The organism is Micromonospora sp. NPDC005237, assembly GCF_040607775.1.
Lineage (GTDB): Bacteria > Actinomycetota > Actinomycetes > Mycobacteriales > Micromonosporaceae > Micromonospora.
The window spans coordinates 45980-68716 of record NZ_JBEXHJ010000009.1; the positions used below are offsets into that span (position 1 = coordinate 45980).

Consider the following 22737-nt stretch of genomic DNA (forward strand, 5'->3'; position numbering starts at 1 on the left):
GGGACGGGGGCACTCACAGTCCGCCGCCGCCCTTGCGGCCGCTGGAGTCGAGCACGCCCTGCTGCTCCTTGGCGATGTCGTCGAGCGCATCCTTCGGCTTCTTCGCGCCGTTGAGAGCGGCGTTCACGTTGGTGTTCTCGATGTCGACGAGGCGCGCGTACTCGGGCACGTTCCACATGTCCCGCATCCGCGGAACCGAGTCGGTGTACACCTGGTTGAACGGCCCGGCATTGAGGAACTCGGGCGACTCCAGGGCATCCGTACGCGACGGCACGCCACCGGCCGCGGCCCACTTCTTCTGAATGTCAGGCCGCTCGAACCACTTCATGAAGTTCAGGGCTTCGGCCTGGTTCGCCTTGGCGGAGTAGGCCGACACGTGCATCCCCATACCGCCGAGGGGGACCAGGTTCGTCTTCTGGCTCGGCAGGGTGGCGAAGCCCAGCTTGTCGAGAATCTGCTCCCGCGTCTTGCCGAGCGTCGACTGCTTCGGATCGAGCAGGCCGCCGCTCGCGGCGATCCAGTTGAACGCGATACACGCCTTGCCCTGGGCGACCGCCGCGTTCACCTCGTCGATGAACCAGTTGCCGGAGCCCTTGGCGGTCAGCGGCTTCATCTTGTTGACCAGGACGTCCATCGCCTCCTGGCCCGCGGCGTCGTTGAGGACGCCCTCGATCTTGCGCGTCTTGGCGTCCCAGAGGTTGCCGCCGTAGACCCCGTTGACCGTGTTGTAGGTGACGGCTGCGGCGTCGGAGCCGTTGGCCTGGTGGAAAGCCAGCCCGCTGACGCCAGGGTTGTCCGCCTGGCACTTCTCGGCAGCTGCGATCATCTGGTCCCAGGTCTGCGGCGGCTTGTCGCCGATCAGGTCCTTGCGGTAGATCATCGTCCAGGTGTCGCCGAGCAGCGGCAGTCCGTACAGGCTGGCGTTCTCGTCGCGCTTGCCCGTCTCCGCCTGGGGGAACTGGCCGTAGGCCGCCAGCAGGTACGGGTTGTAGGCCTTGACGTCGATGTTGTTCTTGACGAAGTCGGTGATGTCGAGGATGTTGCCGTTCGTCACGGCCTCGCCGATGTGTTGCGAGTCCAGGATCGCGATGTCGAAGTCGGTCTTGTGCGCGGCGAACTGGGTGAACATCGCGTCGTGCCAGTTCGCGTTCGGCACGGTGTTGACCTTGATGGTCGCGTTCGGCCGCTCTTTTGTGTACTCGGCATTCGCGAAGGCTTCCAGCGCCTTGGCGGGCGGCCAGTCGAACCAGATGAAGCTGAGAGTCAGCGGGTCCTTGGTGAGCTCCGGGATGGTCGCCGGTGCCTTGGGGGCACTCGCCTTCCCGCCGTCGTCCTTGCCGTCGCCGCATGCCGTCACTGTCGTGGCGACCAGCAGCATGGCCGCCGCCGCCAGCTGCACCTTTCGGCCAGGAACGGATATTCGTCCTATTCGCCGTGGATTCCGCATCTTCTCGCCTGCTTTCTGGGTGGGGACTTCTAGAGCCTCGCTATGTGCTTCGCCGAGCAGTTGCTGGGTTGTTCAGGTGTGTTGCCGGGCTGTCGCGGGGGCCGACCCGGGGACCGGCGTCACGAGTACGCCGCGATGTACTGGGCCTTCACGCCGTCGAGCAGCCCTCCAGGTGATCGACGTGGCCATGGCGGGCGGTTCCGCGATGGTGGCGGATGAAGATCATCCGTCGCGTTTCCTATACGATCTGGTTGGGGGCGTCAGAATGCCGCAGCGTTGTGACTGGTGTCAACAGGTTCCCGAAGGCGCAAGAAAGGACCTCAGGTCACGATGGACGACGAAGCGATGATCGCGCGGGGCCGCAGGGCCATGCCGGGTGGAATGCCGCCGGGAAGATCTCGTGGCCGGCTTGCCGACGAGGTGTACGACACGCTGCTCGGACAGCTGATGTCGCTACGGATCGAGCCCGGCTCCCGCGTCACGATCGACGTCCTGGCGCGAGAGTTGGGGGTCTCGCAGACGCCGATCCGAGACGCCCTGAACCGCATGGAGGCCGAGGGTCTGGTCGTGCGGGTGCCCCACGCCGGCTACCGCATTCCGCCCCAGATCACCCGTCACCGATTCGAGGACATGCTCGAGGTTCGCCTGCTCCTCGAGCCGGCGGCGGCGCGCAGATCCGCCGAGCGGGCGTCCTCGGAGCAGGTGGCCGGTCTGCGACGAATGCTGGAGGAGATGGCGGAGCTGGAGGGGGGTAGCGGGCTGCTGGCCTATGGCGCCTTCGGGCTACGCGACGCCGCTTTTCACGATCTCGTCGCCCTGAGCGCGGAGAACCAGGTCATCCGTGAAACGCTCGCTCGCCTGCACAGCCACGTGCACCTCTTCCGGCTGCACCACGACACCCAGGTCACTCACCTGGCGATGGCCGAGCACGAGGAAGTGGTGGCCGCGATCGCCGCGCGTGACCCCGACGCCGCCGCCTACGCGATGCGTCGGCACATCCTGCGGTCCGGCGAGCGTTTCCGACGATTGTTCGACGAGGTCAAGGACGAGGACGGAATGGCGCTGGAGGGTTGACGGGCGGGCTGGGCCGAGGAATGCTGACTCGATCGGATCGGATTGGATCCACCTCACCGCCACCGCCACCGCCACCGCCACCAGATGCGAGGAGAAGCAGGTGCCCAGAGCGCTGCTCCTGACCGGCGACGCCGCCGAGGAACTCGACACCATGTATCCCTACTACCGCGTGCAGGAGGGCGGCTGGGACGTCGACGTCTCGTCACGGACGATGCGTGACGTGCAACTGGTCATCCACGAGTTCGACCCCAACTCCGACGCGTACGTGGAGAAGAACGGCCGGAAGCTGCCGGTCGACGTGCCCTGGGCCGAGGTCGACGTCGAGCGCTATGACGCCCTCATCATCCCCGGGGGACGTGCCCCCGAGTGGATCCGGGTCGACGCCGACGTCAGGCGCATCACCGAGCACTTCTTCGCACGCAACCTTCCCATCGCGCTGGTGTGCCACGGCGCGCAGGTGCCAGCGGTGTACGGGCTCCTGAAAGGTCGGAAGACGGCGTGCTTCCCGCCAATCACCGGTGACATGGAGAACGCGGGCGCGACGGTCATCGACGCTCCCGACGTCGTGGACGGCAACCTCGTCTCCTGCCGGGGGTGGCCCGACATGCCGCAGTTCGGCCGGGCGATGATGGAGCTCTTCTCGAAGTCCGTCAACTCCGCCTCGGCGTGAACACACCTGGTCTGCCCCGGTGACGCCACTTCGGACCGTCACAGTCGACGGTTCCCCCGTACACGTCCTGGAGAGCGGCACCGGGCCCGCGGTACTGATGCTGCACGGCTCCGGACCCGGCACGACCGGGTCCGGCGCCTGGGCGACGACGGCGCAGGCGCTGGGCACGTCCTGGCACCTGGTGGCTCCCGACCAGGCGGGGTTCGGCCGTACACCGGTCCCGGCGGGCTCCAGGGGTGGGCTCCGGCTGTGGACGGAGCAGGCTGCGGGCCTGATGGATGCTCTCGGTATCGAGCACTACGCCGTGGTGGGTCACTCCATGGGCGGTGCCGTGGCGCTGGCGTTGGCGGCCGCGCGCCCCCAGCAGGTCACCCGTGTCGTGGCGGTCTCGACGATGGGCGCCCCCGGAGCGCCGCTGTCCGCCGAGCTCGACGCGGTCTGGGCCGCCCCCGCCGGCCCGCTCGGGGCCCGAGACATGCTGAGTCGCCTCGTCCTCGACCAAGCGCTCGTCACGGATGCGGCCGTCGATGCCCGTGCGGCTGCGATGCGAGCGGGGGCGGCCGCATTCGCGTCGTTGTTCCCTCCACCTCGGGCACGATGGGTCGACGATCTCACCCTCTCGGCGCAGACGCTGGCAGCGATCCGCGCGCCCGTGCTGCTCGTTCACGGCGCCGAGGACCGAGTCACCCCGCTCGCGACGGCAGCCCAGCCTCTGCTCGAACACCTGGCCGATGTCCGTCTGCACGTGCTCGGCCGATGCGGGCACGTGCCGGCGATCGAGCACCCGCACGAGTTCAGGCAACTGCTGTCGTGTTTCCTCCGCCGCGACCGAGGTCACTGATTGCTGCGGCAGGTCCGCAGCCCGTGCTCAAACAGATCGCAGTCGCGGAGGAACGCCGAGCCCCCATGACTGTTCGCCCTGCGCATGGAACAGGGTGATGCAGCGTTCGTGGCAGCGCGCGGATTCGGCCAGTTGCCTGGTGGTCATAGCAGCCGGCGGCGGGTCAGGACCCGGAAGGCCAGGTAGCCCGGCGGTACCGGGAGCCAGAACGTCGCGAGGCGGTAGATCAGGGTGCCTGCGACCGCGGCGTCCAGCGGCAGCCCGTAGAGCAGCAGGCCGGAGACGAGCGCGGCCTCGGTGGCGCCGAGGCCGCCGGGGGTGGGCGCGGCGGACGAGACACCCTCACCGACGAGGCAGACCAGGATCACCGGGGGCAGGTGCGCGAGGGGGACCGGGCCGGTGGCGAGCAGCGCGAGGTAGAGACAGAGGCCGTAGGTGAGGGTGAGCGCCATCGACGCGACGGCGAGCCGCCGCAGCCCGTGCTGGTGGCGCAGTTCGCGCAGCGCGGTCACGACCTGGCCGGCCGCCGCGCGTCCGCGGCGCCGGATCCGGGGTACGGCGAGCACGGCGGCGAGGACGAGCAGAACGGCCAGGGCGCCCAGCAGCAGCGGCAACGCCCTGGCCGCGTCGTGGGTGAGGATGCGGGCGGGTTGGCGGGCGAACGGCAGCAGCACCGGCAGGAGCAGCACCACCGAGAACACGCCGGCGGTACGGGAGACGGCCACGGCGGTGCCCGCGGCGGCGGCGACGAGTCCCTTCTGGTGCAGGTACCGCAGGCTGAGGGCGGCGCCGCCGAGGCTGCCGGGTGCCAGCCGGTTGGCGAACGACGCGGCGACCTGCACCAGGGTGGCCTCGCCCAGCGGGACCCGGTTGGCCGCGGCCAACCGGAGCACGAGGCCGCTGAGCAGGTAGGTCAGGGCGGAGCCGAGCAGCGTCGCTGCGACCGCGACCGGGTTGGCGTGCACGATCAGACGCATGGCGGTGCGTATCTCGCCGAGCTGGGGGAGCAGCAGGTGCACAATCAACCCCAGGACCAGCAGCTCCAGGACCGCGCGGCGGCTGATCCGGACCACCTTCGCCGCCGGGCGGTCACGGTCGGGGCAGCGCCGCAGGATCTCCTGGCGTAGGCAGGTCAGCATGCCGGGGTGGCCGCGCAGGGCGGCACGGCCGGCGCGCGAGAGCACCGGAGGTTGCAGGAACGGCACGCTGTCCGCGACCGCCGCGACGCCCAGGCGGTCGATCGCCCCGGCGACCACGCTGGCCGGGTCGACCCGCGTGGACACAGTGACCATCAGCTCGACGACGTCGCGGGCCTGCTGCTCGGCCGAGGCGTCGTCGGTGCCGAAGCCCAGGTCAACCAGGTAGGCGCGGTCCCGGCCGACGAGCACGTTCGCGGCGCGCAGGTCGCGGTGCGCGATGCCCGCCCGGTGCAGGTGGGCCAGCTGTTCCCAGGCGTCGCGCACGGCGGCGAGCGGGACCGGCCCGACGACGGCGTGCAGCGGGGCGGCGTCGATGAACTCCTGCACCAGTACGGCGTCGCCGCCGGGCATGGCGGCGGTCGTGACGACGGCCGGTATCCGGACGCCGGCGCGCTCGGCCAGCAGGGTCAGACACGTTTCGTGTTCGCTCTGCTGGCGGGCGCTCAGGTACGGCGGCGTGTCGGCCACGTGGCGGTAGCGCACCCGTCGGTAGAGCTTGTAGAACCAGTCCGCGTCGCGCTGCTCACCGCCGGTCACCTTGACGAACAGTCGCCGCCCGTCGGTGGTGACCGCCTGCCACGGCTGCGAGCCGCGGGCGTCGCCGTGGATCGGCGCCCACCGTGCCACGTCGATCCCGCGCCGCCGCAGCGCCGCCCGCAGAGGGGGCACCGACCGTTGCGGTCCAACCTCGCCGACCACGAGCCGGGTCAGACACACCGCGAGCCAGCCGACGAGGAAGCCACCGACCACGTCCACCGGCAGGTGCGCCCCGACGTGGATCCGCGCGACGGCGACCAGCCCGATCACCGCCCAGGCCGCGCGGCGCCATCGGGGCCCGCCGGCCCGCGCCGCGACGAGCGCCAGGGCCGTGGCGACCGCGACGTGTCCCGACGGGTACCCGAAGCGCCCGGTGATCGTCTCGCGCAGGACCACGTCGGCGAGCAGCGCCGCCGGGCGCTGCCGGGCGACCGCGGCCTTGACGGCGACCGCGAGCCAGTACGCCAGGTTCCCGGCCAGCAGGAGACTCCACGCCGTGCCGATCCGGCGTGCGACGACGGCTGCCGCGGCGGTGACGAACACCGCCGGGTACGAGCCGAGCTGCATGACCAGTACCAGGACCGGGGCCAGCCCGGCGGGAAGGTGATTGAGAAGGGCGAACAGGTCCCGCTCCCACGGCGGCACCGGACGGCTGCGGATGGCGGCGCTCAGCGCTGCCAGCAGGCCGGTCGAGACGGTCAGGCTGACCAGCAACACCGGCGACGGGCGATGCGTTCGCGCTCCCACCGGTCCTCGGCCGCCCCTCATCCGGCGCAGTGCCTCCGTCGACCCGAACCCTACGGATCGCCCGCCCACCGCGTGGCCTTTCTCGTCACCGGTCAACCCGTTGGGGGTGACAATCAGCGGGTGGACAGGGCGGTCGGCGGTGCTGGTCGGGCTGCCGCCGCTCCTCGTCCTGACGCTGGTGATCGTCCAGCCGGCCCTGGAGTCCTCGACCCTGCTCGGGTTGGTCGTGCTCGGCGAGACGGCGATCCTGATCGGCGGGCTGGTGGCACTGTCAGCGCCCGGTGGATTGACCTGCGGCGAGCAGCCGCTTGATCTCTGCGGCGGCCGGATGAGCCGGTGCGACGGCCAGAAAACGCCGCAGCGTCTGCTCCGCCTCGGCGGACCGGGAATCCGGCTCGCGGGCCAGGACCTCTCGGGCGGTTCGTTGCGCGCCGCTGCCGTCGCCGGCCCGCAGCAGCGCGAAGGCGAGCCGCAGCCGGATCCCATCGTCGGGCCGGTCCCGCAACGCCTCCTGGTACATCTCCCGGCCGTCTTCGGTGCCGCGGCGGCGAGCTACTCCGCGGCCTACGCGTACCTGGGACGTGTCCGCTGTCCGACCCGAGCGTCGTCCTGGTCAAGGCTGGACGATGCACATCCCGCCGGGGGCGGGCCGGTCCATTCCGGTCAGGGCGTCGGGCACCTCGGCGAGCCCGATGGTGCGGGTGATCAGCTCGGCGGGGCGCAGCACGCCGGCGGTGACCAGCCGGAGCAGTTCCGGGTAGGCGTGCGCGGCCATGCCGTGGCTGCCCCGCAGCTCCAGCTCGTACGCGATCACCAGGTCCATCGGCAGGGCCGGGCGGCCCTGGGCGGCGGGGAGGAGGCCGACCTGCACGTGCCGCCCGCGCCGCCGCAGGCTCTCGATCGAGGCGGTGCAGGTGGCGTGGCTGCCCAGGGCGTCGAGCGACAGGTGGGCGCCGCCGCCGGTCACCTCCCGGACGGCCGCGGCCACCGCGCCGGGCCCGGTGAGGGCAGAGCCGTCCAGACACACCGCGGCCCCGAAACGGCGGGCCAGCTCGAGCGCGCCGGGGGCGACGTCGACCGCCACCACCTGCGCGCCGTAGGCCGCGGCGATCATCACCGCGGACAGCCCCACGCCGCCGCAGCCGTGCACCGCCACCCACTCGCCCGCGGCGACCCGCCCCTGGCCGACCACCGCGCGGAACGCCGTGGCGAACCGGCAGCCGAGCGCCGCCGCGGCCGGGTAGCCCAGCTCGTCGGGGAGCCGGACCAGGTTGACGTCGGCGTGCTGCACGGCCACGTACTCGGCGAACGAGCCCCAGTGGGTGAAGCCGGGCTGCGTCTGCCGCTCGCACACCTGCTGGTCGCCGGAGAGGCAGGCCGGGCACTGCCCGCACGCGCAGATGAACGGCACGGTGACCCGGTCGCCGGGGTGCCAGCCGCGTACGCCGGCGCCGACCGCCGTGACCACGCCGGCGAACTCGTGGCCGGGCACGTGCGGCAGGCGGACGTCCGGGTCGTGCCCCTGCCAGCCGTGCCAGTCGCTGCGGCACAACCCGGTCGCCTCGACCCGGATGACGGCGCCCCCGGGCGGCGGCACCGGGTCCGGGACGTCGCGGACCTGGGGCCGGACACCGAACTCGTCGAAGATCACGGCACGCATGCGCCGCATCTTCACATGCGCCGGCCACCGCGCCCGACGGGGGGGACCGAGCGGGAAATCGCGGGGATGGTGGCAGGGTGACGGCCGACGACCACCGGGGCGACATCATCGAGATCGGCGCGTGATGGCCATCGACACGGTCGCCGGCTGGATGGCGCGTGCCGTGCCCCGGGCCAGCGCCCGGGAATCCGGCTACCGCCCCCCGAGATGCACTGGTGCCTCGACTCGGCGGACTGGCCGAGCCTTCGCGGGCTGCACCCGAACATCTCGGAGGTGTCGGAGTTGCGGTCGCCGCGGGGCCGGGGTCCGCTGGGGTGGCTGCCGGCGAACGTCCACCGGATCCCGGTCCTGCGCGGGCGGCGCGCCGGCGTGGTCCGCCTACGGTTCGGACGGGGACGGGTCGGCCGCTGATCGCTCGCTCTGCGCGGTCCGGTCAGCTGCTTGCCGCATGGCCCTGCGCCACCGGGGCGCCGCCAGGAGCACGACGGCCAGGGCCGCGGCGGCGCCGAGGCCGAGGACCGCCGGGAAGGACAGCAGCGACCGGTCCCCGGCCTGACCGTGGTGCTCGCCCTCGCCGGCGGCCGCGGCATGGTCGTCCGTCTTCTCGCCCGGGGTGACCAGGCGGCCGACGGACGCGCCGGGGGAGAGGGCGAAGCCCCAGTCGAGCAGGGCTCCCGCCTCGCCCAGGCTGCCCAGCGGCGCGGTCTCCGCGCCGAGCAGGGTCACCGCGAGCCGCCGCCCGTTGCGCTCGGCCACCCCGACGTACGTCTGTCGAGCCAGGTCGGTGAAGCCGGTCTTTCCGCCGAGCGTTCCCGGGTAGTGGTCCAGCAGGGTGTTGTCATGGGTGATGGCGAAGCCCGGGGTGCCCGCGTCGCCGGCTATCTGGGCCACCCGGGTCGCGATGTACCGCCGGAAGTCCTCGCGGGCGTAGGTGGCCCGCGCGATCAGCGCCAGGTCGTACGCGCTGGTGTACTGGCCGGGACCGTCCAGACCGGAGGGCGTCGCCGCGTGGGTCTGATTCGCGCGCAGCCGGTGCGCCTCGTTGTTCATCGCCTGCACCCCGCCCGGCCGGCCGGCGGCGGCGCCGCCGACGCGGGCCAGCACGTTGGCCGCGTCGTTGCCCGACTTGAGGAGCAGCCCCAGCCACAGGCTCTCGATCGAGTAGCGGCCACCCTCGACCACCCCCATCAGCGAGCTGGCCGGATCGAGATCCTGCAGATCAGCCCGGGTCACCTCGACCATCTGGGCCGGGTCCAGGCGGGGCATCAGGGCCGCGGCCAGCAGCATCTTCTGCACGCTGGCCGGCGTGCGGAGCTCGTGCGGGCCGCACCCGCCCAGCACCGCGCCACTGTCGAGGTCCGCCACGAGCCACGAGGTGGCCGTCACCGCCGGCGCCGTCGGCGCACCCACCGGAATGGCCAGGCCGGTCGTGGCCAGCGCGGCACCGCCGACCGCCCGATCGGCGGCACCGACCGGTGGTGGAGACGCTCCGGCGGGCGGCGGCACCGCCGGCTTCACGGCCGGGCAGGGCATGTCGGGCGTGGCGGCCGTGCGCGTCGGTGACCCGGCCACCACAACCGGCGTGGCCAGGAAAGCGCTGAGTGCTACGGCGGTAACGCGAATGATGGTCACGTCAATGCACCGTAATTCGCCGATCTGGCGAGCCCAGCCGGGTTGCCGAAAGTAGTCCAGCGACGGCTCGAAATCCGCCACCGCAGCGGGCTCGCGTTCCTTCTGCTTCTTCGCGAAGCTTTCGCCCGACGGTCCGGCTTCATGGCAGCTTGGGGGGCGGCGGAGTGCCTGCCGGACGTGCCCGGCCCGGCGGCGATCCGTGCGCTGCTGGCGAACCGGCGCACGACGGTCGAGTCGCGCTCGATCCGGATCAGCCGGGAGTTGCGGGTGCCTCCCGGGCCGAGTCGCCGTAAGCGGAAGCGCCGGCGCAACGCGGCCGGGACGGGATGGGCGAGCAGTGGCGTACTCATTTTGTCGGAACGGTCACGAACGGAAATGACCGGGCCGGTTCACGCCATAAGGGAATGCGTGGGGAAAGGTTTCCGGAGCCTTGCGCGACGGTTCCGCTGAAATCGCCGCCGACATCTCTCCGCCGTGGTGAAAATGTGGGCAGAGGGAAAGCCATGAACGGGGGGACAATATGGAGCTGAGGCAGCGATTGAGGCTGCTGTCGGTGACCATCGCGGCCACGCCGTTGGTCCTGGCGGGATGCACCGCCGACCGCCTGCCGGGAGCCCGACAAGCGAATACGGCACCGCCGCAACTGACCGTGACACCCGGCGACCACGCGGGGGACGTGCCGGTCAGCGCGGAGGTGGGGGCCACCGTCAAGGACGGAAAGATCACCTCGGTGCGGTTGACCGACGACAAGGGTGCGCAGGTGCCGGCGGAGCCGCGGGAGGACGGGTCGAGCTGGGTGCCGGCCAAGCCGTTGCAGAATTCGCGGACGTACACGGCGGAGGTGACCGCGACCGGTGGCAAGGGCCGGACGACCACGCAGAGAACGACGTTCAGGACAATGGCGAAACCGGGCAACAGACAGGCCGTGACCACCGTCCTGAATTTCGCCGCAGACCAGACGTACGGGACGGCCATGCCGGTGGTGGTCACGTTCGACCCGGCGATTCCGAAGGAGGCCCGGGCGGACGTGCAGCGGCGGTTGTTCGTGAAGACGGATCCACCCCAGCCGGGGACCTGGTCCTGGCTGGACGACGGCAAGCAGGTCGAGTACCGGGCGCCCGACTTCTGGAAGCCGGGCACGAAGATCAGCGTGCGGAGCGCGCTGGAAGGGCTGCCGATCGGTAAGGACGCCATCGGCGACGCGGACCGGTCGGGCACCTCGAAGATCGGCCGGCAGGTGTCGCTGGACATCGACAACGCCACCAAGCAGATGGCGGTCTACCGGGACGGCAAGCTGCTGCGCAAGATTCCGGTCAGTCTCGGCAAGCCGAGCACACCGAGCTCCAGCGGCACCATGGTGGTCATGGAGAAGTTCGACTACACGACCTTCAACACTATGGGCGACCCGAATGGCGGTTACATCGTCGACGTCGAGGACGCCCAGCGGCTCACCAACGGCGGCGAGTTCATCCACGCCGCACCGTGGTCGGTGGGGGATCAGGGCAACACCAACGTCTCGCACGGCTGCACCAACGTCTCCAACGAGAACGCCGACTGGCTGATGGGGATCACACAGGTCGGCGACCTGGTGACGGTCAAGGGCACCGAGGTGGCGCTGGATCCGGGCAACGGCTGGACGGCCTGGAATGTCGGCTGGGACGAGTTCGCCAAGGGCAGTGCGCTGGCCGTACCGGTCGGGCTGAGGCCCACGGTCACGGCCACTCCGCACCCGGGAGCGGTGGCCGGCGGGTCGGCGCCCGCCCCCACCCGCTCCAACAGCGGCGGCTGATCCGGTCGTACGCCTTCGCACGATCGCGCCGCGGCCTGCGGTTCCGGACGCTCTCCGGCCGCAGGTCGCGGCGTTGTCAGCTCTGCGGGGCCACCTTCCGTCAGGTCGCGCGCAACCCTAGATGTTCGAGCCGTCGGCCGGCAGGTCGTCGGGCGGCTGTGGGGATCCGCCTTCGCCAGCTGCGTCGGGGCAGGGCAGCCCGAGGGTGTAAGCCGTCATCGACAACGATCCGTAGGCGTAGCCGTCCACGAGGACGTCGGTGTCCGGCGCGTCGGCGGTGGCGGCCAGACCGGCGAGGTAGAGCGCGGGAATGAAGTGATCCGGTGTCGGCACCGCGTGGCGGAAGTCGCGGTGGGTGTCGAGCGTCGCGAATTCGCCCGGATCGGTCAACATGCGGGTCTTGGCGTCCTCGTCGAAGCGCTGGGCCCAGTCGTAGCCGTCGTCGGTCAGCTTCCAGTCCATGCCGCGTAGGTTGTGCACGACGTTGCCGCTGGCGATGATGAGCACTCCGCGTTGTCTCAGTGGAGCGAGTTTGGCGCCGAGCTGGAAATGGTAGTCCAAGGGCTTGTCGGCGTTGATGCTGAGCTGTACGACCGGGACCGAGGCGTCCGGGAAAGCGTGCGTCAAGACCGACCAGGTGCCGTGGTCAATGCCCCAGCTGTCGAGGTCGGCGCCGACCCAGGTCGGGTGAACAGTGTCGCTGATCTCCGTAACCAGGTCGGGCAGCCCCGGCGCGGGGTACTCCACCTCGAACAACGCCTGCGGAAAGCCGTAGAAGTCGTGGATGGTCCGCGGCCGGGGCATCGCGGTGACGGCGGTGGCGTTGGTGTACCAATGCGCGCTGATGACCAGGATGACACGGGGCCGCGGCACCGCGGCGCCGAACGCCCTCCACGAGGTGGTGTATCGGTTGACCTCGAGAGCGTTCATGGGGTTGCCATGGCCGATGAACGCGGCGGGCATCAGTGCACCTGAGCCGCCGGAGGTCTCTGCGGTCACGTCGGGCCCTTCCGGAGTCGCCGTCGGAGCGTCACCTGAAGTGTCGGGTAGATCTTCAGGGTAGACCGCTGACCGCCGGTCGACAGCGAACTCCGGATCGGACCCGCAGGGGGAGGAGGGTTGGCCGATTCGGCGTCTCGCACGCGGGGGCCGCCCCGTAGCGGGCTCCGGTGACCTGCAACCCCTGGGCGCACGTCAGGTCGTGCTGTAGCGCTCGACCTCCGACCAAACGGAGGACATGCCGGCGAGACAGCGGTCGAACACCTGGGAGTGCGCAAGGTATGCGGCCCGGTCGGGTCCCGGGTACACGCACAGGTCGTCCTCGTCGTTGACGGTCCACGGCGGCACGTCGTGGGCAAGGGCGCCGGGTAGCAGGGAGGCGACTCCGCGGGCTCCCAGCTCGCTGGTGAGCTGGCGCCGGACGGGTCGCCCCAGCACGTCGGCGAAGATCTGCGCCCAGACCGTTGACCGGGCGCCTCCGCCGGCCAGCCGCCAGGGGCGGTCCCCGACGTCCGCGCCGCTGGCCAACACCCGGTCCAGCTGCACCCGGTGGTACTGGGCGACCCCCTCGATGACCGCTCGGGTGAGGTGCCCGCGGCGGTGATTGCTGGAGATGCCGAGGAAGGTGCCGGACGCCGACGGGTGCTCGGGCGAGCCGTTGACGAACGGTAGGAACAGCAGACCGTCCGCGCCGGGTGGCACGGTGGCCGCTTCCCGCAGGAGTTCCGCCGCGGCGACGCTGCCGACCTGGTCGTGCGCGACCCCGGCGCAGGCGAGCCACTCCAGGTTCGCCGCGGAGGTCGGCGCGACCTCCATGGCCAGCATCGTGGCCGGGTCGGGCATGAACGCGCTGAGGGTTACCTCGGGGGCGGGCGCACGCGCGGGGACGACGACGCCGTTGATCGCCCAGGTGCCGACGATGATCGTCCCGTCCCCGACCTCCCGGCCCCCGGCGCCGAGGGTCGCCGCCACGCAGTCCATGCAACCCGCGATGACCGGCAGGCCCTCGGGGAGCCCGCTGCGGGCCGCGGCGGCGGCGCTCAGCCCGGCGACCACCGCGTCGGAGCGCCGCAGCGGCGGGAACCGGTCGAGGTCGGTGGCCGGCAGCCCGACGAGTTCGAGCGCCGTGGCGGTGTAGGCGCGGGTGCCGAGCGCGACCATGCCGGAGGCGCTGGCGTCGCTGTAGTCGGCGCTGGCCACGCCGGTGAGCTGCGAGGTGACCCAGTCCTTGCAGGAGAGGGCCCACCGGGTGGCCGCGTAGGCGTCGGCGTCGTTGTCCCGCAGCCAGCGCAGCAGGACGCTGGGCTGGGCGGCCCAGGGAATCGACCCGGTCTCCTCGGCCAGCCGGCGTGCCCCCTCCGGTGGGATGGCCTGGACGATCCGCTGGGCGCGGCTGTCCGAGGAGGCGATGGCCGGCCCCACCGGGCGCAGCGCCTCGTCGACCGGGTAGAGGCCGTTGCCGTGGGCGGCCACCCCGATGCCGGCCGGGGCGTACCCGTCGGCGGCCAGCTTGCCGGTGATCTCGCCGAGCAGTGACATCACCGTGTCGGCCAGCGCGGGCATGCCCACGTCGTGGCGGTGGGCGGTCACGCTGGTGCGCGGCGTGCGGGCGTGCACGACGGCGAGCTCGCGGCCCTCGATGTCGAAGGCGGCCGCCTTGGTGGCGGTGAGCCCGACGTCGACCCCGAGGTAGCAGATGTGCGGTGTCGTCATGACGTCCTCCTGTCGCTGTTCGGGGTTGCCGCCGAGAGGTTCAGCGCGCGCGGGCGGAAGCGTCGCAGCTCGGCGTGGTAGGCGGCCACCTCGGCGCGGGCCCGTTCGTCGTCCCAGCCGAGATGCCGGACGGCGACGTCCGCGCAGGTCACGGCGGTCGACAGCGCCATGTCCGGGCCGAGGCCGATCAGGGTACGACGCAGCAGGACGTCTGCCAACGTCACGGCCCTCTCCTCGCGGAACGCCATGACGATCTCGGCGGCGACCGCGCCGCTCTGCTCGTCGACGACCTCGGCGAGTGATGGATCGGTGACGACGAGTTCGCGCACGCGGCGCGCCCGCACCCCGTACAGGTCGAGCAGCCGGGCCCGCTGGTCGCCGGTGAACGGGGTCGCCGAGCGCTGGAACTCCGCGCGGAACGTACGCCAGTCGGCGGTGTCGGCGCCGGGCAGCGGCCGCGTACGGGTGGTGCACCGTCCGCGGGGCCGGCCGAGCACCTTCAGCGCCGCGTCGGTGGCGTCCTCGGCGAGCGCCCGGTGGGTGGTCAGCTTGCCGCCGATGATCGACAGCAGTCCGGCGTACGCCGGCGCGTGGTCGAGCACTGTGTGCCCACGGCTGATCTTGGCGTTGTCCGAGACGCCGGCCGTGTGTGGCAGCGGGCGGATCCCGGCGACGCTGTAGAGCACGTCGGCCGGGGTGAGCTTGGCCTGCGGAATGATCCGGTTGGTCTCGTTGAGCAGGTACTCGATCTCGGCGTCGCTGGCGACGACCTCGTCGAGGTCCCCGTCGTAGGTGAGGTCGGTGCTGCCCAGGATGTAGCGACCCGCCCACGGGAAGATGAAGATCGGCCGCTGGTCGGCGGCGGCCTCGAAGAAGATGCAGGTGTCCGGGGCGCCGGGGAACGGGTCGAGGATGACGTGGCTGCCCTTGGTGCCGCCGTTGAGCCGCCGGCTCTCGACCTGTCCGCGTAGGATCTGGTCGATCCACGGCCCGGCGGCGTTCACGGTGAGCCGGGCTCGGATCCGCCCCTGCTGACCGGACCGGTTGTCCGTGGTCCGCACCCCGAGCACCCGGCCGTCTTCGACGATGAGCCCGGTCACCGTGGTGTAGGTCAGCACCCGCGCGCCCAGCCGTTCCGCGTCGAGCAGCAGCTCGACGCAGAGCCGCTCGGCCCACGGCACCTGCGCGTCGCGGAAGAGCACCCCGCCGCGCAGCCCGTCGCGCGACAGCTGCGGCCAGCGCTGACCGATCCGGCGGGCGGACAGGCCCCGGCTGATCCCGCGCCCGCGGCGGGCGGCCAGCACGTCAAAGGCCGCCAGGCCGAGCCGGACCAGCGGTCCCGGTCGGCTGTCGCGGGCGTAGGACGGGATGAGCATCGGGTAGTCGTGCACCAGGTGCGGGGCGGTGCGGAACAGCAGGTGGCGTTCGCGGATGGACTCGTTCACCAGAGTGAAGTCGTAGCGTTCGAGGTACTTCAGGCCACCGTGGATGAGCCGGCTCGACGTGCTCGTCGTACCGGCGCCGACGTCGCCCCGGTCCACGACGACCACACTCAGGCCGCGGTCGGCGGCGTCTCTGGCGATGGCAAGGCCGTTGATGCCGGCGCCGACGATGACGAGGTCGACGACGTCATCGGGTCCGGTCTGTGGCTGCGACATGAAGGCTCCCGGGGGTGTGGGGTGCGGGTCCGCGGCTGCGTGCCGGGACCCGCACCCCTGGGGGTGGGTCAGGATGCTGCGGAACCGGCCGACCGCTCGCGGAAGAGCTCGTGGGCCTCCTCGGGCTTCGCGTCGTCGTGCACCACGGCGCGGACGGCGGCGAGCATCGCCGCCGGGTGCTCGCTCTGGAAGATGTTGCGGCCCATGTCGACGCCCGCGGCGCCTTCCTGCATCGACCGGTACGCCATGGTCAGCGCGTCGAGCTCGGGAAGCTTCTTACCGCCGGCGACGATGATCGGCACCGGGCAGCTGGCGGTCACCGTCTCGAAGCCCTCGTTGACGTAGTACGTCTTGACGATGTGCGCACCCATCTCCGCGCTGATCCGGGTGGCGAGCCGGAAGTAGCGGGCGTCGCGGACCATCTCCTTGCCGACCGCGGTCACACCAAGGACGGCGATGCCGTGCCGCTGCCCGGCGTCGACCAGCTTGGCCAGGTTCGCCACCGACCGCGACTCGTGCTCGCCGCCGATGAACACCTGGATCGCCAGGGCCGCCGCGTTGAGCCGGACCGCGTCCTCGATGTCGAGCGCGAGGTGCTCGTCGGAGAGGTCCCGCAGCACGCTCGGGCCGCCGCTGGCGCGCAGCACCACGCCGGCGGTGCTGTGCGACGGGATGCTGGTGCGCAGCGCGCCCCGGGTCATCATGATCGCGTCGGCCTGCGGCACCAGCGGGGCGATGTTGGTGTCGATCCGCTCCAGGCCGGCCATCGGGCCGAGGAAGTAGCCGTGGTCGAAGGCCAGCATCACGGTACGGCCGTTGTCGGGGCGGAAGATCCGGGCGAGCCGGTTCTGCAGTCCCCAGTCCTGTGCGTGAGCGCCCTTGACATGGAAGCCGGTGGCCGGGCGCTCGCTCCCGCCGAAGTCCCGGGCATCGAGCAGACCGTCGGTGTCAGCCATGGGTGTTGTCTCCTGTAGTCGTTGCGGCGGTGGCGACGGTCGCGGGACGCGCCCGTCGCCGGGGTCGGGAGGTGGTGGCGTCGCGGCGCGTACCGCCACCGGCCAGGAAGAGGACGAAGAGCACCAGGCCGCCCTTGAGCAGGTTCTGCGCGGCGGTGCTCCAGCCGACCAGGTTCACCAGGCCGTCGAGCAGGATGAAGAAGAGCGCGCTGCCCCAGATGCCCACCGGTACGGCGCGACCGCCCGAGATGAGCGTCCCGCCGATCACGACCACGGCGACCGAGTCGAGCAGGTACCGGGTGCCCAGGTCGGGCGAGGGTGCGATGTACGCCGCCAGCAGGGCGCCGGCCAGTCCGGCGAGGGCGCCGCTGGCCAGGTACGTGGCGCCGATGATCCGGGCGACCGGGATGCCGGCCCGTTCCGCGGCCGGCCGGCTCTGGCCGACGGCGAGCAGCGACCGCCCGTACGTCGTACGGCTGAGCAGGGCGACGATAAGCGCGGTGAGTACGGCCACGGCGACCGCGAGCACCGGTACGCCCGCGGGGCGCAGGTTGAGCAGCCGGCGCAGCCCGTCGTCGGGCATCGCGGTGAAGCCGTCGGCCAGCGACAGGGTCAGCGACGAGGCGATCAGCCCGGACGCCAGGGTGGCGATGATCGGGGGAATGGACAGGCCGAGGATGGCCAGCACGCTGATCGCGGCGACGGCCAGGCCGGCCCCGACTCCCGCCAGGATGCCGACCGCCACCGATCCGGTCGACGCGGTCGCCGCGACCGCGACGAACCCGGCGAGCGAGATGATCGGCGCCACCGAGACGTCGATGTTGCCCGGGCCGGCGGTGATCACGAGCATCTGGCCCAGGCCCACGATGACCAGGTAGGGGGCCAGGGACAGGGCGAGCGACACCGTCTGCCCGCCGCCCTGGTTGGAGATGGCCAGGATGAGGACCCAGACCAGCGTGGCGGCGGCGAAGCCCCAGATCCAGGGGCGGGCGAGCGTACGGAGGGTCATCGGAGCACCTTTCCGACCACGACGCGGCCGGCGAGCACGGCCAGCACGATCGCGCCCTGGACGGCCGACTGCATGTTGGACGGCACGTCGAGGAGGCTGAGGACGACGCTGACCAGGCCGAGCGTCACTCCGCCGATGGCGACGCCCCACGGCACGGCGGTGCCGCCCCGGAAGGAGCCACCGCCGAGGATCACCGCGGCGATCGTGATCAGGGTGTAGCTGGAGGCGGACGAGACGTCGCCGCCGCCGGTCTGTGAGGCCAGCAGGAGACCGGCGAGCACGCCGAGCGCGCCGGCCATCCCGTACGCAACGACCCGCGCGGCCAACGGGCTCAGGCCGGCCCGGCGCAGCGCGACCGGGTTGCTGCCGAAGGCGCGGACCCGGACCCCGACGGAGCCGCGGGTGGCGATCAGCCAGACCAGCGCGGACACCACGAGGATCGGCAGCAGCGGCGCCGGGAATCCGGCCGGCGCCCACGATCCGAACGTGGCCAGCCACTCCGGCGTGCTGCCACCGGGGGTGGGCAGGACGAACAGGCCCAGCCCCAGCCAGACGAACGAGGTGCCGAGGGTGGCGATCAGCGAGGGCACCTGGCGCAGGTGGATCAGCGCGCCCAGCAGGGCGTACGCCGCGACGAGGCCGACCAGGAGCAGGACGCCGGTGCCCGGCGAGGACACCAGTTTGGTGGCGGTGAGGACGGTGACCAGGCCGACGAAGTTGCCGATGCCGAGGTCGATGTCGCCGACCGACATGAGGATCATCTGGGCCTGGGCCGCGATGACCAGCGGAACGGTGGCCGAGAGGATCAGGGTGAGGCCGGTGACGGTCAGCACGTCCGACTGCAGCGACGCGCAGACGACGACCATCGCGAACATGGCGATCGTGCTGACCATGGCCGGTGCGAGGCGGCGCAGTCGGGCTCGTGGCGGCACGGCCGCCACGACGAGGTTGGTCATCGCGGTGCTCCCGTCGACTCGGCGAAGGAGACGGCGATGATCCGTTCCTCCGAGATCTCCTCGCCGGTCAGTTCGGCGACGACCCGGCCGGCGCGCAGCACGTAGACCCGGTCGCAGTGCGCCATCTCGGCGTTCTCGCTCGAGTACCAGACGACGCTGCGGCCGTTGGCAGCCTCCGCGCGGATGAGCGCGTAGAGGTCGGTCTTGGTGTGCACGTCCACCCCGCGGAACGGGTCGTCGAGCAGGACCAGGTCGGCCGTCGAGGCGAACGCCCGGGCCACGATGACCTTCTGCTGGTTGCCGCCGCTGAGCTCGGTCATGCCCGCGTCGGCGCCGCCGCGGATGGCCAGCCGGTCGACCCAGCTCCGCACCGCCGCGCCTTCCTCGGCCCGGCGGCGGAGGCCGTACCGGGCCAGTCCGCGCTGCGCGGTGACGATCAGGTTCTCCGCCACGGACCACAGCGGGAACACGCCGGAGCGCTGCCGGTCGCCCGGCACGTACGCGCGGGTGCCGTGCACCGTGGTGTCCTTGCGGACCGGGCGCCACAGCCGTTCGAGCACCTCCTGCTGGCCCTGGCCGGCCAGTCCGGCGAGGCCCACGACCTCGCCCGCGCCGATGCGGACCGAGACGTCGTGCAGGCCCTGGCCGCTGGCGCCGCGCAGCTCGGCCATGACCGGCCGGTCACCGGCCGGTACGGCTGCCGGCACCGGGTCGGGGTTGGCCGGGGCGGCCACCTCGGCCCCCATCAGGACGAGGACGTCGGCCTCGCTGAGCCCGGCCGCCGGCTTGTCCGCCACGACCGCCCCGTCGCGCATCACGGCGACCCGGTCGGCCACCGACAGCACCTCGCGGATGCGGTGCGAGATGAGCAGCACGGCCGAGCCCTGCGCGGTGAGGGTACGGACGTGGTCGTACAGGGAGCGGGCGGCGTCCGGGCCGAGGGACTCGGTCGGCTCGTCGAGGATCAGCAGGTCGAGGCGGTCGACCAGGCTCGCCCGGGCGATCTCCACCATCTGTCGTCGGGCCAGGGTGAGGTCCTCCACCCGGTCCCGTGGCGCCACCCCGTGACCCGGGAACATCTCGTCGAGCCGGCGCTGGACCGCCACGCTGGCCGCCCGCCGCCACCGCAGTCGGGGCAGGCAGGATCGGGAGGAGATCCAGATGTTCTCCGCGACGGTGAGGTCGGGGCAGAGCGACGTCTCCTGGTAGGCCATCCGTACGGCGCGGAACTCCGCAGCCCCCGGCCCGACGTCGCGCGGCACCTCCTGCCCGCGGACGGTGACCACGCCCTCGTCGCACGCCTCCAGCCCGGCGAGGACGCGCATCAGCGTGCTCTTGCCGGCGCCGTTGTGGCCGACGAGGCCGAGCACCTCCCCGGCGCGGACCTCGAGGTCCACGCCGGTGAGCGCCCGGGTACGTCCGTACGTCCTGGTCACCTGCCGTGCGGTGACGACCGGCTGGGCCGGGGCGGCCTCCCGGTCGCCCGCCGGCGGGGCCGCGAGCGACCCCACCGGCAGGTTGTTGACGTGCATGATCCGCTCCTTTGGGATGTCCCGGTCAGCCGGCGGCCGTCGGGATCGGCGGCTGGACCGGCGCGCCACCGGTCTTCACGGCCTCGACCTGCTTGCGGAAGAGGTCCTGGGTCCACGGCCAGGCGGCGTACTCGTCGGGCTTGAGCGCGCCGGCCCAGGCGGCGACGTCCTTCTGCTCCACCAGCACGATCGGGAAGGTCAGTTCCTTCGGGATGTCCTTGCCGTCGAGCAGGTCGATCGCCTCCCAGAGGGCGGCCACCGACTGGCCCGGGTCGGACATGACCGCGACCGAGCCGTTGTCGAGCTTGCTGTCCTGCCAGTACTTCAGCGCGCGGCCGTTGGTCTCGAAGGTGAGCGCCGGGATCGGCTTGCCGGCCGTGGTGAAGGCCTGGGCGACGCCGTAGCCGTCGCCGCAGCCGATGACGCCGTCCACCTTCGGCACGCTGGACAGCACGCCGAGCACGGCCTTCTGCGCCTTGGCGCCGTCGCACATCCCGTTGACGGTCGCGGCGACCTTGACATTCGGGTTGGCGGTCAGGATCTCCTGCGTGGTCTTGTACATCTCCTCCTCGGGCTGGGACCCGACCACGCCGCGGCTGACGATGACCGTTCCCTTGCCGCCGATGCCCTTGACCAGCGGCTCGGCTGCGGCCGTCGCCCAGTCCTTGAAGCTGTTGAGCAGCACGTGGGCGCAGGGGGCGTCGATCGCCGAGTCGAAGACCACGACCTTGATGCCGGCGTCGCAGGCCTGCTGGATGACCGGCTTGAGCGCGGTCGGCGAGGCCGGGTCGATGAGCAGGGCGTCCGGCTTCTGCAGCAGCAGGCTCTTGATCTGGGCGACCTGCTCGGTGGCCGAGTTCTCGCCGGGGGCGTTGACGACCTTGAACTTGCCGATCAGCCCGTCGCTCTGCGCCTTGGCGGCGGAGGCCTCGAACTTGGCGATCATCGTCTGCCGCCAGCCGTTGCCGATGAAGCCGTTGCTGAGCGCGATGAACGGCTTGTCGCCGCCTGCGCTCCCTCCGCCGTCGTTCGAGCCGGAGCCGCAACCGGACGCCGTTACCGCGATTGCGGCCGCGAGCGAGGCTGACGCTGCGGCGCGCCAGCGCCGGGATGTGTGGTGGACGCGCATGGTGGGGGCCTCCAGGAAGAGCGGCCCCGCCGGAGCGGGACACGGTGTGCGCAGGTTGCCTGGCCACCACGGGGGTGGGGCGAGGTCCAGTTATTACAGACCTGTAGTGACAGGTGCGCTAGATCTGCGTTAAGAACGTGTTGCACGTCACAGTGTTTCTGGTAACAGGGGCGTAACGACCAGGGGATTTCCCGACGGTGGTTCCCGCCATCCGCGATCCCGCCTCAGAAATCCGTGCAACCTGTAACGACAGCATTAGCGGCATGGCATGCTGTACGCGATCGATGAGAAGGGGATCCATGACGATGACCTACCGGCGGTTGACCCGTGACGGGGTCGAACCGCTGTGGATGCAGCTGATGCGAGCGCTGCGCAGTCAGATCGAGTCGGGTGAGGTCGGCCCGGACCAGCCGCTGCCCTCCGAGGCGGAGTTGAGCGACATCTTCGGCGTCTCTCGGACCGTGGTGCGGGAAGCGCTGCGTGAGCTCGTCCAGCAGCGGATGATCTACAAGGTCAAAGGGCGGGGCGCCTTCGTCGCTCCACGTAAGACGGAGCTGCACTTCGTCGGCTCGGTGTCCGGATCCGCCCACGATCTGCGGGAGGCCGGCCGCAGGGTGGCCACCCACACGATCAGCCAGAGCCTCGGCGAGGCGGACCAGCGCGAAGCCGAGCTGCTGCAGATCCCGCACGGCGAGCAGGTCGTACGGATGCGCAGACTCCGACGGGTCGATGGACAGCCGTGGCTGCTCGTCGATACCGCTCTGCCGGCCCGCCTGGTGCCCGGCCTGGAGCGCGCCGTGCTCGAGAACCAGTCGCTGTACGACGTCCTGCGACGCCGCTACGGGCTGGAGGCCGCCGCAGCCGACCGTTGGATCGAAGCGGTCTTCCCGGAGCCCGACGACGCCGCGCTGCTCGAGGTGGCGACCTCAACGCCTCTGCTCGGCATCGAATCCGTGGCCTGGTTGCCCGACGGCACCCGTTTCGAGGCCTACTACGCGTTGCACCGCAGCGACCAGACCCGGTTCTTCGTGGGCATCCGCTGAACCCTGGGGTTCAACCCAGAGTGCCTGACCGCCGAGCCGGCCCGGGGCGCCGACACCGAGAGGGTGGGCCGTCCACGATGCCCGCCCGTTGACGCTGCCTCATCGTGCTCCCGGGTTATCCGGGACCTGATGACCTCCGAATCACA

18 protein-coding genes are annotated in these 22737 nt (G+C 71.6%); 5 read left to right on the forward strand and 13 right to left on the reverse strand.

The window, feature by feature from the left end; translation table 11 throughout:
* Positions 1 to 13: 13 nt before the first annotated feature.
* A complete protein-coding gene (locus tag ABZT87_RS24325; RefSeq protein WP_355138321.1) occupies positions 14 to 1399 on the reverse strand; it encodes an extracellular solute-binding protein in 1386 nt (461 codons plus the stop codon).
* 378 nt (positions 1400 to 1777) lie between these two features.
* Between ABZT87_RS24325 and ABZT87_RS24330 the strand changes: the two genes are divergently transcribed.
* From ABZT87_RS24330 to ABZT87_RS24340, 3 genes are all read left to right on the forward strand, one after another.
* Complete coding sequence (locus ABZT87_RS24330; RefSeq protein ID WP_355138323.1) at positions 1778 to 2521, forward strand: GntR family transcriptional regulator; 744 nt, start codon at positions 1778 to 1780, stop codon at positions 2519 to 2521.
* A 100-nt stretch (positions 2522 to 2621) separates the two neighbouring features.
* Positions 2622 to 3191, forward strand: coding sequence for a DJ-1/PfpI family protein (locus ABZT87_RS24335; protein WP_222952845.1), 570 nt, complete (start codon positions 2622 to 2624; stop codon positions 3189 to 3191).
* A gap of 97 nt (positions 3192 to 3288) precedes the next feature.
* Positions 3289 to 4032, forward strand: coding sequence for an alpha/beta hydrolase (locus tag ABZT87_RS24340; protein WP_355138325.1), 744 nt, complete (start codon positions 3289 to 3291; stop codon positions 4030 to 4032).
* A 143-nt stretch (positions 4033 to 4175) separates the two neighbouring features.
* Here ABZT87_RS24340 and ABZT87_RS24345 read toward each other — a convergent pair whose 3' ends face one another.
* The 4 genes from ABZT87_RS24345 to ABZT87_RS24360 form a co-directional block, all read right to left on the reverse strand.
* A complete protein-coding gene (locus ABZT87_RS24345; RefSeq protein WP_355138326.1) occupies positions 4176 to 6485 on the reverse strand; it encodes a lysylphosphatidylglycerol synthase domain-containing protein in 2310 nt (769 codons plus the stop codon).
* 301 nt (positions 6486 to 6786) lie between these two features.
* Positions 6787 to 7035 carry a hypothetical protein gene (locus ABZT87_RS24350; protein WP_354860307.1) on the reverse strand — a complete coding sequence of 83 codons (249 nt, stop codon included), beginning with the start codon at positions 7033 to 7035 and terminating at the stop codon, positions 6787 to 6789.
* A 93-nt stretch (positions 7036 to 7128) separates the two neighbouring features.
* Positions 7129 to 8175 (reverse strand): zinc-dependent alcohol dehydrogenase family protein, encoded by a 1047-nt coding sequence (locus tag ABZT87_RS24355; protein ID WP_355138328.1) that lies wholly within the window; start codon positions 8173 to 8175, stop codon positions 7129 to 7131.
* Between the two features lie 378 nt (positions 8176 to 8553).
* Positions 8554 to 9807, reverse strand: a complete 1254-nt coding sequence (locus tag ABZT87_RS24360) for a D-alanyl-D-alanine carboxypeptidase (RefSeq protein ID WP_355138330.1) — start codon at positions 9805 to 9807, stop codon at positions 8554 to 8556.
* 520 nt (positions 9808 to 10327) lie between these two features.
* Between ABZT87_RS24360 and ABZT87_RS24365 the strand changes: the two genes are divergently transcribed.
* Positions 10328 to 11596 carry an Ig-like domain-containing protein gene (locus ABZT87_RS24365; protein ID WP_355067955.1) on the forward strand — a complete coding sequence of 423 codons (1269 nt, stop codon included), beginning with the start codon at positions 10328 to 10330 and terminating at the stop codon, positions 11594 to 11596.
* Positions 11597 to 11713: 117 nt separating this feature from the next.
* Here the strand turns inward: ABZT87_RS24365 and ygiD are convergent, their stop codons facing one another.
* The 8 genes from ygiD to ABZT87_RS24405 all read right to left on the reverse strand — a co-directional run bounded on the left by ygiD (position 11714) and on the right by ABZT87_RS24405 (position 21548).
* A complete protein-coding gene (gene ygiD, locus ABZT87_RS24370) occupies positions 11714 to 12595 on the reverse strand; it encodes a 4,5-DOPA dioxygenase extradiol (protein ID WP_354860313.1) in 882 nt (293 codons plus the stop codon).
* A 195-nt stretch (positions 12596 to 12790) separates the two neighbouring features.
* Positions 12791 to 14308, reverse strand: a complete 1518-nt coding sequence (locus ABZT87_RS24375; protein WP_355138332.1) for an FGGY family carbohydrate kinase — start codon at positions 14306 to 14308, stop codon at positions 12791 to 12793.
* Positions 14305 to 15966, reverse strand: coding sequence for a glycerol-3-phosphate dehydrogenase/oxidase (locus ABZT87_RS24380; protein WP_355067959.1), 1662 nt, complete (start codon positions 15964 to 15966; stop codon positions 14305 to 14307). Before ABZT87_RS24380 ends, ABZT87_RS24375 begins: the two co-directional genes overlap by 4 nt.
* Positions 15967 to 16034: 68 nt before the next feature.
* On the reverse strand, positions 16035 to 16922 hold the full coding sequence (gene lsrF, locus ABZT87_RS24385) for a 3-hydroxy-5-phosphonooxypentane-2,4-dione thiolase (protein WP_354863282.1): 888 nt from the start codon (positions 16920 to 16922) through the stop codon (positions 16035 to 16037).
* Positions 16915 to 17931 (reverse strand): ABC transporter permease, encoded by a 1017-nt coding sequence (locus tag ABZT87_RS24390; RefSeq protein ID WP_355138334.1) that lies wholly within the window; start codon positions 17929 to 17931, stop codon positions 16915 to 16917. Before ABZT87_RS24390 ends, lsrF begins: the two co-directional genes overlap by 8 nt.
* Complete coding sequence (locus tag ABZT87_RS24395; protein ID WP_355067963.1) at positions 17928 to 18887, reverse strand: ABC transporter permease; 960 nt, start codon at positions 18885 to 18887, stop codon at positions 17928 to 17930. The genes ABZT87_RS24390 and ABZT87_RS24395 overlap by 4 nt, the downstream gene beginning before the upstream one ends.
* Complete coding sequence (locus tag ABZT87_RS24400; protein WP_355138336.1) at positions 18884 to 20419, reverse strand: sugar ABC transporter ATP-binding protein; 1536 nt, start codon at positions 20417 to 20419, stop codon at positions 18884 to 18886. Before ABZT87_RS24400 ends, ABZT87_RS24395 begins: the two co-directional genes overlap by 4 nt.
* Before the next feature lie 25 nt (positions 20420 to 20444).
* Complete coding sequence (locus tag ABZT87_RS24405) at positions 20445 to 21548, reverse strand: ABC transporter substrate-binding protein (RefSeq protein ID WP_355138338.1); 1104 nt, start codon at positions 21546 to 21548, stop codon at positions 20445 to 20447.
* Between the two features lie 299 nt (positions 21549 to 21847).
* Here ABZT87_RS24405 and ABZT87_RS24410 point away from each other — a divergent pair, with 299 nt between their 5' ends.
* Complete coding sequence (locus ABZT87_RS24410) at positions 21848 to 22591, forward strand: GntR family transcriptional regulator (RefSeq protein ID WP_355067968.1); 744 nt, start codon at positions 21848 to 21850, stop codon at positions 22589 to 22591.
* Positions 22592 to 22737: the final 146 nt, after the last annotated feature.

Excerpts from the sequence above, each read along its gene's own strand:
- ABZT87_RS24405 (WP_355138338.1), bottom strand. The coding sequence starts at position 21,548 with ATGCGCGTCCACCACACATCCCGGCGCTGGCGCGCCGCAGCGTCAGCC.
- ABZT87_RS24350 (WP_354860307.1), bottom strand. The coding sequence starts at position 7,035 with ATGTACCAGGAGGCGTTGCGGGACCGGCCCGACGATGGGATCCGGCTG.
- ABZT87_RS24380 (WP_355067959.1), bottom strand. The coding sequence starts at position 15,966 with ATGTCGCAGCCACAGACCGGACCCGATGACGTCGTCGACCTCGTCATC.
- lsrF (WP_354863282.1), bottom strand. The coding sequence starts at position 16,922 with ATGGCTGACACCGACGGTCTGCTCGATGCCCGGGACTTCGGCGGGAGC.
- ABZT87_RS24340 (WP_355138325.1), top strand. The coding sequence starts at position 3,289 with ATGCTGCACGGCTCCGGACCCGGCACGACCGGGTCCGGCGCCTGGGCG.
- ABZT87_RS24390 (WP_355138334.1), bottom strand. The coding sequence starts at position 17,931 with ATGACCCTCCGTACGCTCGCCCGCCCCTGGATCTGGGGCTTCGCCGCC.
- ABZT87_RS24375 (WP_355138332.1), bottom strand. The coding sequence starts at position 14,308 with ATGACGACACCGCACATCTGCTACCTCGGGGTCGACGTCGGGCTCACC.
- ABZT87_RS24410 (WP_355067968.1), top strand. The coding sequence starts at position 21,848 with ATGACGATGACCTACCGGCGGTTGACCCGTGACGGGGTCGAACCGCTG.
- ABZT87_RS24400 (WP_355138336.1), bottom strand. The coding sequence starts at position 20,419 with ATGCACGTCAACAACCTGCCGGTGGGGTCGCTCGCGGCCCCGCCGGCG.
- ABZT87_RS24355 (WP_355138328.1), bottom strand. The coding sequence starts at position 8,175 with ATGCGTGCCGTGATCTTCGACGAGTTCGGTGTCCGGCCCCAGGTCCGC.
- ABZT87_RS24365 (WP_355067955.1), top strand. The coding sequence starts at position 10,328 with ATGGAGCTGAGGCAGCGATTGAGGCTGCTGTCGGTGACCATCGCGGCC.
- ABZT87_RS24395 (WP_355067963.1), bottom strand. The coding sequence starts at position 18,887 with ATGACCAACCTCGTCGTGGCGGCCGTGCCGCCACGAGCCCGACTGCGC.
- ABZT87_RS24330 (WP_355138323.1), top strand. The coding sequence starts at position 1,778 with ATGGACGACGAAGCGATGATCGCGCGGGGCCGCAGGGCCATGCCGGGT.